At 38.5% G+C, this 11,495-nt stretch carries 11 protein-coding genes; 9 read left to right on the forward strand and 2 right to left on the reverse strand.

Features of this window, described 5'->3' with window-relative positions; all coding sequences use genetic code 11:
- Window positions 1-145: 145 nt before the first annotated feature.
- Together purB and MRZ19_RS05840 are read right to left on the reverse strand one after the other, a co-directional pair.
- A complete protein-coding gene (gene purB, locus MRZ19_RS05835) occupies window positions 146-1,477 on the reverse strand; it encodes an adenylosuccinate lyase (protein ID WP_291031322.1) in 1,332 nt (443 codons plus the stop codon).
- Window positions 1,478-1,486: 9 nt separating this feature from the next.
- Entirely contained in the window at window positions 1,487-4,342 is a 2,856-nt protein-coding gene (locus MRZ19_RS05840) for an autotransporter serine protease (RefSeq protein ID WP_291031324.1), read from the reverse strand.
- 106 nt (window positions 4,343-4,448) lie between these two features.
- On the opposite strand from MRZ19_RS05840, the gene MRZ19_RS05845 reads away from it, so the two are divergent.
- The 9 genes from MRZ19_RS05845 (at window position 4,449) to MRZ19_RS05885 (ending at window position 11,349) form a co-directional block, all read left to right on the forward strand.
- A complete protein-coding gene (locus tag MRZ19_RS05845) occupies window positions 4,449-4,604 on the forward strand; it encodes a hypothetical protein (RefSeq protein WP_291031326.1) in 156 nt (51 codons plus the stop codon).
- Window positions 4,588-5,484, forward strand: a complete 897-nt coding sequence (locus tag MRZ19_RS05850) for an RluA family pseudouridine synthase (protein WP_291031329.1) — start codon at window positions 4,588-4,590, stop codon at window positions 5,482-5,484. Before MRZ19_RS05845 ends, MRZ19_RS05850 begins: the two co-directional genes overlap by 17 nt.
- Window positions 5,485-5,555: 71 nt before the next feature.
- Window positions 5,556-5,792 (forward strand): twin-arginine translocase TatA/TatE family subunit, encoded by a 237-nt coding sequence (locus MRZ19_RS05855; RefSeq protein WP_291031331.1) that lies wholly within the window; start codon window positions 5,556-5,558, stop codon window positions 5,790-5,792.
- Window positions 5,793-5,795: 3 nt separating this feature from the next.
- Window positions 5,796-7,400: an arginine--tRNA ligase gene (argS, locus tag MRZ19_RS05860; protein ID WP_291031333.1), complete on the forward strand. Its 1,605-nt coding sequence runs from the start codon at window positions 5,796-5,798 to the stop codon at window positions 7,398-7,400.
- Between the two features lie 19 nt (window positions 7,401-7,419).
- Window positions 7,420-8,343, forward strand: a complete 924-nt coding sequence (fabD, locus tag MRZ19_RS05865; RefSeq protein ID WP_291031335.1) for an ACP S-malonyltransferase — start codon at window positions 7,420-7,422, stop codon at window positions 8,341-8,343.
- A gap of 1 nt (window position 8,344) precedes the next feature.
- A complete protein-coding gene (locus MRZ19_RS05870) occupies window positions 8,345-9,031 on the forward strand; it encodes a 5'-methylthioadenosine/adenosylhomocysteine nucleosidase (protein ID WP_291031337.1) in 687 nt (228 codons plus the stop codon).
- A gap of 12 nt (window positions 9,032-9,043) precedes the next feature.
- Window positions 9,044-9,511 (forward strand): histidine phosphatase family protein, encoded by a 468-nt coding sequence (locus MRZ19_RS05875; protein WP_291031339.1) that lies wholly within the window; start codon window positions 9,044-9,046, stop codon window positions 9,509-9,511.
- Between the two features lie 9 nt (window positions 9,512-9,520).
- Window positions 9,521-10,033 (forward strand): YhcH/YjgK/YiaL family protein, encoded by a 513-nt coding sequence (locus MRZ19_RS05880; protein WP_291031341.1) that lies wholly within the window; start codon window positions 9,521-9,523, stop codon window positions 10,031-10,033.
- A 74-nt stretch (window positions 10,034-10,107) separates the two neighbouring features.
- Entirely contained in the window at window positions 10,108-11,349 is a 1,242-nt protein-coding gene (locus tag MRZ19_RS05885; RefSeq protein ID WP_291031343.1) for a PD-(D/E)XK nuclease family protein, read from the forward strand.
- The last annotated feature ends 146 nt before the right edge of the window (window positions 11,350-11,495 follow it).

An 11,495-nucleotide genomic window follows, 5' to 3' on the forward strand; every position in this document is an offset into this window, starting at 1 on the left:
AAACTCTTGCTTTTGTGCATCAAAAAATATTTTAAGATTTTTATATGCTTCCTGCCCTTTGGCTTCTAAGAAATTCTTAAAGTTTATGGATATTTTTTCATAGGGCTTCATAATGTTTTTCCTGTTTCATTGTTTTTCGTGCAGATTATTCTCCAAACACTCTTTGAAAAATCGCATCGACATTTTTTGTGTAGTAGCTAAACTCAAAGCACTCTCTAATCGCAACTTCGCCGATAAGTCCCACGAGTTCGCTATCTGCTAAAAGATATTGTAAATAAAGCGATTCGCCTTTATCGTTTAGCGCACTCTCGCCATTTTGCAAATCGCCCCAAACCTTCATCGCATTTTTTTGCACGATTTTATAGGCATCTTCGCGCGATATGCCTTGTTTTGGAAGCTCTAAAAGTATGCGCTGGGAAAACACAAGCCCGCCTGTAAGGTTGAGATTTTTCATCATATTTTTAGGATACACCACAAGCTTTTCAAGCAGCCCCTTTAAACGCATTAGCATAAAATCTGTGGTGATAAAGCTATCAGGTAAAATAAATCGCTCCACGCTACTATGGCTAATATCCCGCTCGTGCCACAATGCGACATTCTCCATTGCCGGCATTGCATAAGAGCGGATCATTCTGCAAAGCCCTGTGATGTTCTCACTTAAAATTGGATTTCGCTTATGCGGCATAGCCGAGCTTCCCTTTTGTCCGCTTTCAAAATACTCTTCTGCTTCATAGACTTCTGTGCGTTGCAGGTGTCGCACTTCTACGGCGATTTTCTCACAGCTACTTGCCAAAAGGGCTAAATCACTCATAAGCCTAGCGTATCTATCTCTCTGTATCACTTGATTACTCACGGGTGCAGGTGTAAGTCCAAGCTCTTTGCAAACTAGCTCTTCTAACTCCATAGGTGTGTGGGCGAGATTGCCCATCGCCCCACTAAGTTGTCCCACAGAGATGACTTCAAGCGTGGATTCTAGGGCTTTCAAATGCCGCCCTAGCTCATCGTGCCAAATCGCCAAAACGAGTCCAAAGGTGATAGGCTCTCCGTGGATCCCGTGGCTTCGCCCCACCATTAGCGTGTCTTTATGCTGATATGCACGCACCTTTATCGCTTCTCTCACTTGTCTTATATCATCTAAGATAATCTTTAGAGAATCACGCATTTGCAATGCTACTGCGGTATCTATGCAATCACTAGAAGTGATCCCATAATGCACCCAGCGGCTCTCCTCTCCCAAGCTCTCCGCCACAGAAGTGGTAAAGGCGATTAAATCGTGCTTGGTAACAGATTCAATCTCATCAATCCTAGCGATGTCAAATGTCGCATTTTTGCATATCTTTTCACAATCGCTATCAGGGATTAGCCCTAGCGTATTCCAGCCACGTACTAATGCCTTTTCCACTTTAAGCCAAGCAGAATACTTTGCATTCATATCCCATAGCCTTTTCATCTCTTCTCTTGCGTATCTCTCTACCATAATGCTCCTTTAATAGTTGTAGCGCAATCCTATTCCAATGGATTGGTTGTAGTTGGAAGTTAGGTTTTGTAAGCTAAAGTTATATTGCACATCTAATAGTAAATCTTCGCGGATAGAGAGCATTCCTCCAACATTAAGAGTTGTGATGTTTTGTGCTTGCTTTATCCCTTGAATCCTAACTTTAGAATCACTTCCAACGCTTCTTGCTTCAAAGCTAAAATCATCAGGGCTTAAAAGATGTCTATGGCTTAATGCAGTATTAAATCGCCAATTCCCTTTCTCTAATGCGATTCTAACTCCAATGGACAGAGCATTTGAATGCTGCTTTTGTTTATCTGCTACAAGCCCTAAGGGATGATTTTCATTAAACTCTCCCCTTAGCAAATAATCCTTTTCTAGCCCAAGAAAAGCATTGATTTTAGCAAAAGATATAGGGACAATCTTTCCCACTTCACCATAGAGATTATAGGCGATATCCTTATGCGCGCTTTGTGTTTGTTCTGTGTTGATTTCTCTTTTGACTGCATTTTTGATAAAGCCAATTCCTACTCTAGCAGTGATGTAAAAATGCTCAAAATGCTGTGTTCCATACAAAGAAATGTGTCGGTTTAGAATCTCTACATTGCCTGCATATTGATTAAAATCCGCCTTTGCATTGCCTAGTAAAAGCGCAAATCCTAAGGTGGTGCTGTCTTTTCTAAAATCGCTCCCTAAAAGTGTGGCATAGAGATTAACATTAGCACTTGCATAGTCTTTTTGCGCTAACTTAGAGTGCGAACCAAAGGCTTGCATAAAAAATCCACTCTCTTTTTCTTCTTGCATTAGTGCTACGCGCTGATTTAGATGTGCATTGACAAGAGTGTTTTGTTGGATGAGGAGATTTTGACTAGAAGCGTGGATTTCACCTGATAGGCTATCAATGGCTCTTGTGAAATTTTCTGCATTTAGCACGCTTAGAGCGGCAACATACACAGGGGCGTCTTCGTTTATGTTTTTGCTCTCTATGGTGTTTAGCAGAGTGTCAAAGTTTTGCGCAGTGTTTAGGGTGTTTGTGTTCGCATAACTAGCAGTTCGTAGCACTTGTGCGGTGGTGTTTCTTTGGTATTGCACTTTGATTTCTTGAGAGGAGTATGTAACTTTTTGAATATTTGCATAGCGGTTTGAATTTTCTGTGAGATAGTATGAGCCATCATATTGAATGTTATGTGCTTGAATCACAGAATGATTTGCGCTAGATTGAAGGGTGGTTATGTTTGGGATATGCACGATAAATTTGCTATTTGCTAAATCCATAGTGCCTTCTACTTGGAGTTGTGAATCAGGGTTAATGTAGATTTTGGAGTGTTGCCCCCCCCCCTTGTAATTTCCTGCAATTTTTGCGCCTTTGCCATAGACTTCAAAGATTCCATTGTTAGTAAGTCCTTTTCCAGCGGTTGTGATTGTCTTTGCGTTGTTTGCTTGTAAGATTCCATCTTGTCCTATGGTGATAGGAGATTGTGTAATTCCGTCCCCTGTTAGCACAAGTGCGCCACCATTTATATCTGTTTTTCCGCTATAAGTGTTGTTGCCTGAGAGATAAAGCGTGCCAGTGCCTTCCTTTTTTAACCCTGCATCCCCTGCAATATCATTACTCCAAGTGAGTTTATTTCTATCTGTGTAGTTGCGATAGCTAAAATTGACTTCTACTTGCTCTTGCCCTTGTAGCAATAAGCGTTTATCAAAGCGTGCTGGTCCTTTTAAGGCTCTCTCTACATTTAAAGCTCCCCATCCTACTTCATTATTTGGTCCTGTTGTGGGCTTGTCTCCTTGATTACAATTTCCCTTTTCACAAGCATTAGCGGTGCTAAGAATGGTTTGTGTAACTAAATGATTATCCATCCAAGGAAACTGCTCCCACACTTTAGAAACAGCAGCAGTTACTCTAGGGGCGGCATAGGAAGTGCCTTCTGCTCCAGTTCCATCATTATTGAGTGTTCCAAGTGCGGCGATTCCCCAGTCTTTTGCTCTGCCAAGTTGATTTGCATAGCTTGCAAGTTTATTAGAAGTGTCTAGCGCAGTAACTGCTATCCAACCTTTTTTGGCGGCATTATAAAGTTCAGGTAGAGAAGCTTGGTCTGAAGCAAGATCTTGGCTTTCATTTCCTGTTGCCCAAACAAAAATTGCTCCTTCCTTTGAAGCTAAATCTTTTAAGTTATCATAAAGATTATAAAAAATGTTTTTTATTGAATCTAAATTATCTGTGGGGTTTGTCCCAAAGGAGTTATTAAAGATTCTAACGCCTTGATTATAAATTGCACGATAATGTCCAAAACCTGTTAAAAGATTTTTACGAGTAGGATCGGTGGTATCACCTGCTTCAAGAACATAAAGATTTGTTGTATTCTTTGCATTTCTTATAATGATATTAGAAACATTTGTGCCGTGGGTTCTATCCTTTAAAGGAAGTTGTCTACCTATAAAGGTTACTTTGCTGTCATTAAAATATTGCGCTGCAAGGTCGCCAAACCCCCCATCAATCACGCCGATGTGTTTAAGTGTGTTTTCATCAAAAATTGTTGCAGAAGGTATTGTTGGGGGAGGTATTGTTATAGACTGGCGATTTGCAATAGGGAATTTAGTAGCTATAAGGTGTTGTAAAGGGATTGCAGATGTGGTTATAATCGGGGGTGTAGGCGGTGAGTTTGGAGTGCTAGGGCTTGGTTGATTTAGGTTTGGGGGGGTTGTAGGCTTAGGAGTTGTAGGTTTTGGGCTTGGATTAGTATAAATTGGTTTGCTTGGAAAGGTTAGGGAAAGTATGTTGCCTCCGCCACAGGCAGTAAATATAATAAGACATAAGAGATTCAAAAGAATGTAAAGGATTTTCATTGTGCGATTCTTTGTATCTAGCGTTTTCTATCGGATTATAATATAATAAATTTGAAGCCTTTCTAAACCTTAAAAATTTTTAGAAATCCCTAATTCAAGGTCAAAAATGCCCTATGTGAAACAATCTTTCATACTCCCTTATGCAATGCCTGCTTTTTTATGTTTAAAAAGGGTGCTTGGTGTGAGTGTTTCAGAGGCGCAAAGATTGATTGATAAAGGCAAGGTGTTTTTATGGGGGAGGCATTTTGCAAGAGAAGAATAAAATTTTATACAACAGAGTAGAAGTGTTGGTGTTTAAGCCTGAATCCATAGGGCTAAAACCACTTTTTGAAAATGAAGATTTTGCCATTTTTAATAAGCCTTCTAAAATGCTAATCCACCCAAAAGGGAGATTTGCGCACCATAGTTTTATGGATGAGGTGCGCACGCATTTAGGAGAGGGAGCAAATCTTACGCATAGGATTGATAAGGAAACAAGTGGTTTAGTGCTTGTTGGTAAGCATAAAAAAAGTATATCTGAATTTGGATTAATGTTTTTAAACAATGCCATTAAGAAAGAGTATCTTGCCTTAACAAATGTTAAGAATGGAATCCAAAATGTAAAAACAAGCTTCAGTCTGTCTTTGCCTCTTGCTACACAGGAAAAAGGAGGGGACTTATGTGTGCGTTCTGTGTATTGGAAAGCTGGGCATACACAAGCATACAAGATGTTAAATTTTAAAGACGCACAAAGTGATTTTGAAGTGCTAGGAATTGTAGATTTTAATGATGAAAAAATGGATAAATTAACTGAAGTTAAGATTAATGAAAATTCTAAATTTTTGCTTTTTAAAGTGCTACCAAAAACAGGGCGCACACACCAAATCCGCTTGCATTTGCAAGCCTTAGGGATTCCAATTTTAGGCGATCCACTCTATGGGGTAAAGGATGCACACAGCAGGGAGTATTTAGATGGTGAGTTCATTTCTAAAAACACGGAATCTAACAGCGCATTAAGCGACGAAAAACGCTTAGAATACTTTGGGGCGAAGCGTTTAATGCTCCACGCTTATGGCTTGCAATTTTGCTATAAAGGTAAGAATTATTGCTTTAGGAGTATTGAGAATTTTGACATTATTCAAAGGATTTTGGTTGCTGTGTAAAATGGCTAAATTTGTATGTAAGCGGATTTGTGCTATAATCTGCATAAATTCAATTCTAACATAAGGATTCCGTGATGATGCCAAGTGTTCAGCAGTTGCTTATTATTTTGTTGATTATTGTTGTGCTTTTTGGGGCAAAAAAGATTCCAGATTTAGCAAAGGGTTTGGGTTCTGGGATTAAAAATTTCAAAAAAGCTGTCAAGGAAGATGAGGAGGAAGTTGCGCAAAACACGAAGATTGAACAAGATAAAACTGCGGCAGCTACAACGCAAACAGATTCTAAACCTAATGAAACTGCAAAAGTGTGATGGATGTATCACGCTATAAAAGAAGTTGTTCATTCTACTCTTGGCGTTTCTATAATCTTAGAGAAACCACGCAATAAGGGGTTAGGGCATTTTGCCTTGCCAACTTTTAGTTTTGCAAAAGAGTTGCGCAAATCTCCACAAATCATCGCGCAAGAGTTTGCAAAAAAGTTAGAATCGCTTCCACAAATTGCAAGTGTCAATGCTATAAATGGTTATGTTAATTTTAGTTTAAGTAATGCGTTCTTAGGGCAGTGTGCGTGGGAGTTTTTACAAGGGGATTCTAAGGAATCTAAAAAGGCGGATTCCAAAGATGAGAAAATTTTATTAGAGTATGTCAGTGCCAATCCCACAGGTCCTTTGCACATAGGACACGCGCGCGGGGCTGTGTTTGGTGATAGTTTAGCGCGCATTGGACGCTTTTTAGGCTATGCAATCCACACAGAATATTACATTAATGATGCAGGTGTGCAAATTGAAAAGCTTGGGAAGTCTATTTATTATGCGGGGCGTGCTTTAGCCTTTGGTGAAAGTGAAGAGTTACCACAAGAGTGCTATCAGGGAGAGTATGTTTTTGAATTGGCTAAGAGTGCTAGAGTGGAGTTTGGAAAGAGTGTTTTTGAGAGCTTGGAATCTTTAGAGAAGCTTAGTGTTTTTGGTAAGGATAAAATGCTAGCAGAAATACAAAGCAATCTAGCACAAGCTGGAATCGTGTTTGACTCCTATGTGAGTGAAAAAGAGCTTTTTTCTCAATGGGATTCCACACTAGAGTCGCTAAAGACGCATAATGGTGTGTATGTAGAGGATGCAAAGACTTGGTTAAAATCTAAAGAGTTTGGTGATGAGAAAGACCGCGTGATTGTGCGTCAAAGTGGTGAGCCAACTTATTTAGCGGGTGATATTATTTACCATAGAAATAAATTTGAGCGTCATTTTTCACACTGCATTAACATTTGGGGAGCGGATCATCACGGCTATATTGCTAGGGTTAAGGCGGCAATTGCATTTTTAGGCTTTGATGCGGAGAAATTAGAAGTGCTATTGGCACAAATGGTGGCACTCTTAAAAGATGGAATCCCTTATAAAATGAGCAAGCGTGCGGGGAATTTTATCTTAATGAAAGATGTTGTAGATGATGTAGGAGCTGACGCATTGCGCCTTATGTTTTTGAGCAAAAAATTAGACACGCATTTAGAATTTGATGTGGAATTGCTAAAAAAGCAAGATTCTAGCAATCCTGTGTATTATATCAATTACGCACACGCTAGAATCCACACGCTGTTTTCTAAATCAAAATTTAAAATGGAATCTTTTAAGGTGCTCCCCCTAGAGCAATACAAGGCGTGGGATTTGCAAGGGGATTTGTGTGATTTATTAGTTTTGGCACTTGGGATTGAAAAGGTTTTAAGCGATGCGTTTTCTCAACGCTTGGTCAATAAGGTGGTGGATTATTTATATGCGTTGGCTTCGGATTTTCATCATTTTTATAACGCAACAAAGATTTTAAATACAGAGCAAGAAGAGCAGATTTTAAAAGTGCTTGTTGTGGTGGCGCATTCTATTGCCTTAGGATTAGATTTGTTGGGCGTTAAAGCAAAAGTAAGTATGTAGAAATGTGTAAGGAGAGTTTTTGAGTAAGGCAGTAATTTTCCCGGGTCAAGGCAGTCAAAGCGTTGGTATGGGTAAGGATTTGTTTGAAAATAGTGTAGCAGTTAGGGAGCTTTTTGAGCAGGCAAGTGAGATTTTAAAAGAAGATATGCAAAGGCTCTGCTTTGAGGAAAATGCAAAACTTAATCTCACGCAATACACACAGCCTGCAATTTTGCTTGTGAGTTATAGTGTGTTTATGCTAGTTAAAGAGAAGTTACAAAAAGATGGAATCGCTTTTGGGCTTGGGCATTCTTTAGGGGAATTTAGTGCATTATGCGCTAGTGGTGCATTGAGTTTTGCGCAAGCGATTGCGCTTGTGCATCAACGCGGAATCTTAATGGAAGATGTGTGTAAAGCAAAGGCGGCTGGAATGATGGTTGTGCTTGGTTTAGACGATGCAGTGCTAGAAGAGTTTTGTCAAAAGAAACGGAATCTTGGTTTGAGTGTATGGTGTGCAAATTATAATGGTGATGGACAAATGGTGCTTGGCGGGAGTAAGGAAGATTTACAAAGCTTAGAAGTGGAGCTAAAAGGGCTTGGAGCAAAGAGGGCATTGCTTCTTCCTATCTCTGTGGCAAGCCATTGTCCATTGCTAGAGGGTATGTGCGGGGATTTTAAAGCTTTATTAGAAGAAGTGCTTTGCGATTCCTTTATTTTTCCTGTCATCTCTAATGTCAATGCAAAGCCTTATGACACAAAAGCACAAGCACTTGAGTTGCTTGCAAATCAACTTGTAAAACCTGTGCTTTATAAGCAATCTATTTGCGAAAATGATGGCGCAATTAGCGGATTTGTAGAATGTGGCGGAAGTGTGCTAAAGGGCTTAAATAAGCGTTTAAGTCAAAAAAATACCTTCTCTTTGCAGACTTATGCTGAGATTCAAGATTTTTTACAAAAGGATTAAAATGATAATTGGAATCATAGGGGCAATGCGTGAAGAAATCACGCCACTTTTAGAGCATTATAAAGAATATGAAGAAGTTGTATTTGGGGGCAATACTTTTTATAAGGTAGCATTAGGAAGCAAAACGCTAATTATCGCTTGTAGTCGCATTGGTAAGGTGCATTCAGCTCTAACTGCTAGCACGATGATTTTGCATTTTGGTTGTGAAAAAATCATTTTTAATGGTGTTGCAGGGGGGATTAATCCTAATTATAAAATCGGGGATTTAGTGCTTGCAAGCAAACTTTGCCAACACGATGTGGATATTACGATTTTTGGACATCCCTTTGGGTATTTTTCTGAAGGTAAGGTTTTCACGGAATCAGATTCCGTGTTAAATGGAATCGCAAAAGCTGTGGCAAAGGAAAGTGGCATTCATTTATATGAAGGTGTGATTGCAACAGGGGATCAGTTTATTAGCTCAAAAGAAAAAAAAGAATGGATTAAAAAAGAGTTTAACGCTGATGCGATTGAAATGGAAGGGGCAAGTGTTGCAGTGGTGTGCGACAATCTTAACACGCCCATTTGTGTCATTAGGGCAATTTCTGATAATGCAGGCGATGAGGCGTTGGTAAGCTATGAAGAGTTTTTAGAATCAAGTGCTAGGGTTAGTGCTTCGCTTGTGATTAAGATGATAGAAAAACTATAAAAGGAATTTGCTATGCGTCTAGTTTTAGTGCGTCACGCAAAGGCTAAAGATAGGGAAAAATGGGTTGATAAGGATGATTTGAAGCGTCCCTTGACAAAAAAGGGTGTGAAGCAAGCAAGGAAAATTGCAAAATACATTGCCAAAAAATATCCTAATGCGGATGCAGTAGTTTCATCCTTAGCACTGCGTGCGTGTGATACGGCAAAGCATATTATTAAAGAGCAGAAGAATTGCACTTTTCTTCTTACACCAAAAATCAATCCAGAAGAGGGAGTGGCGGGATTTTTGCGCAATCAAGACAAGTTAGAAGAGGATTGGCAGACGCTTATTGTTGTCGCACACGAACCTGCCATTAGTCAATTTGTGCGTTTGATTTGTGCAAAAGGAATGCTGAATTTGCGCGTTAGTAAAGGTTGTATGGTAGAGCTTGAACGCGAGAATGAAAACAATTGGGTGTTGGTAGGGCTTACTAACTTTTGAGGGTGTGAAATGTTTTTAGGATATTTGCCAGATTGTGCGAGTAAATTTAAGAAAAATGAAATTTTAAGTCAGGTTTTTGGCTATCTTTTTGACGCACTTGATACAGAAAGTGAAGTGCATAAGCGCATTTGCTCTTTGAAAGATGGAGAGCAATTTGAAGTGCCTTTTGATGGTGGTGCAAAGGCGATTGCACAAGCTTATCATACAAAAATCCCAAAAGAAGCCTTTTATGAAAGCCATAGTCAAATGGTGGATTTTCAAATGGTAGTAGAGGGCAAGGAAATCTTTTTTGTTGCGCCAAATTCTTTATGTGCAGTTAAAACGCCTTTAGATTCCACAAAAGATTTGATTGAATACTATCCAAGCGCATTTATTTCTAGTGTGCAGATGTTTAGGGGAAACCTTGCTGTTTTTGAAACCATTGATGTGCATGCAGGTGGCATCGCAACGGATTCTAAGCCGACATTAATTAAAAAAGTGGTTATCAAAGTCCCAAAAGAATATGTGACGCTTGAGTTTTAGTGTGCTTAGTGCCTAGTGCCTTCAAAAGTTGGAATCCAAATTTGCTAATTTTAAATTTTTGTAAAGGAGCAATTTTGGAGTATCAAGAATTTTTTAAAAGCGTAAAGGGCTTTTTAAAACAAGCAGAGATTCACAAAAGGAGTGGGAACAATGACTTTAATCCCTACCTTGAAATGTGGAGTGAAAGTAATGAAGTAAAACTTCATAGTGCGTTAATTTGTGGGTTTTTAAATCCACTAGGCGAACACTATCAAGGCGATGTGTTTTTGGAAACATTTTTAGAATCTGTTGGGCTTAAAGCGTGGTTTGGTGATACAAATAATGCTAGAGTGTATAAGGAGTATAAAATCATTGATATTTCTATCGATATTTTTATCACTAATGGAAATAGGCATATCATTATAGAAAATAAGATTAAAGCAGGAGATCAGCCGCAACAAATTGAGCGGTATATTGAGAAAATAGCAAAAGGAGAAAGCAAGGAGCAAAGCGTATCTTATGAAAATATCGCTGTGCTTTACCTAGCCCCTTATAAACGAAATCCTTCAAAAGATAGTTTGGGTGAATGGGAAATACAAGGGGATTATCTTGTAAATGGAGATAATCAAGTGAGATTTAAGGCTATCACTTATGAAAAAGAGATTCTAAAATGGATAGAAAACTCACAAGCAAAAGTTGGGTGCATCACAAACCTAAATGCCGCATTGCTCTTTTATAAAGATGTCGTGCAAATCATTACAAAAACAAAGGAGAACACAATGAGTATAGAGCATTTTTTGACAGATAATAATATGGAAGAGAATATGAAAATGGTCTATGAGATTCTAAAAAATAGGGAGAATATTATAGAAACCTATCACGAAAAATTTGTAGGAAAAGTTATAGAAGGGCATAAAGAACAAATTGAAAGCAAAGACTTTGAGATTGTTAAGACAGACAAAAATAAGGATAAATTGGGTAAATGGAAACACCATGATTTAAGCTATCCTTTTATCATTAAGCCTAAAGATTGTGGCGAGTATTATTACGCCTTTTGTGTAGAATATTACATGCAAGAAAATAGATATAGTTTCTATGGTGTGCGGATTTTTCACAAAGATTTAACTTTCAATGCAGGCGACCCAAGACTAAAAGACATTCAAACATTTTTAGGGCAGGGGGGCAATAAACCAAGCTGGTGGCTTTATCGTAATAAAGATACAAAATGGCGTTATGAGTTTGATATATTATTGACAGAGTTTGAATCTAAACTACAAGAATTTTTAAAGTTTGCTGATGATATTAAAGCCTTGAATGAAAAGCTTAAATCCTATTGAATGCTACAATTAAGGCATTAATGGAATCGTGGATTGTTAGAGTGTATTTAATAATTTTTATTGACAAACAAAAATATTTTTTGTAGTATAAGCGACTTTTTGACAAAATTGAAATTTATAAGGTTTAAGGAAAATGAATGTTTGAA

Origin of the sequence: Helicobacter sp., from assembly GCF_022770205.1 — a bacterium.
In the GTDB taxonomy this organism is placed as follows: domain Bacteria; phylum Campylobacterota; class Campylobacteria; order Campylobacterales; family Helicobacteraceae; genus Helicobacter_D.

Coding starts and splice junctions, on each gene's coding strand:
- purB (WP_291031322.1), bottom strand. CDS start 1,477: ATGGTAGAGAGATACGCAAGAGAAGAGATGAAAAGGCTATGGGATATG.
- MRZ19_RS05840 (WP_291031324.1), bottom strand. CDS start 4,342: ATGAAAATCCTTTACATTCTTTTGAATCTCTTATGTCTTATTATATTT.
- MRZ19_RS05845 (WP_291031326.1), top strand. CDS start 4,449: ATGCCCTATGTGAAACAATCTTTCATACTCCCTTATGCAATGCCTGCT.
- argS (WP_291031333.1), top strand. CDS start 5,796: ATGTATCACGCTATAAAAGAAGTTGTTCATTCTACTCTTGGCGTTTCT.
- MRZ19_RS05870 (WP_291031337.1), top strand. CDS start 8,345: ATGATAATTGGAATCATAGGGGCAATGCGTGAAGAAATCACGCCACTT.
- MRZ19_RS05875 (WP_291031339.1), top strand. CDS start 9,044: ATGCGTCTAGTTTTAGTGCGTCACGCAAAGGCTAAAGATAGGGAAAAA.
- MRZ19_RS05880 (WP_291031341.1), top strand. CDS start 9,521: ATGTTTTTAGGATATTTGCCAGATTGTGCGAGTAAATTTAAGAAAAAT.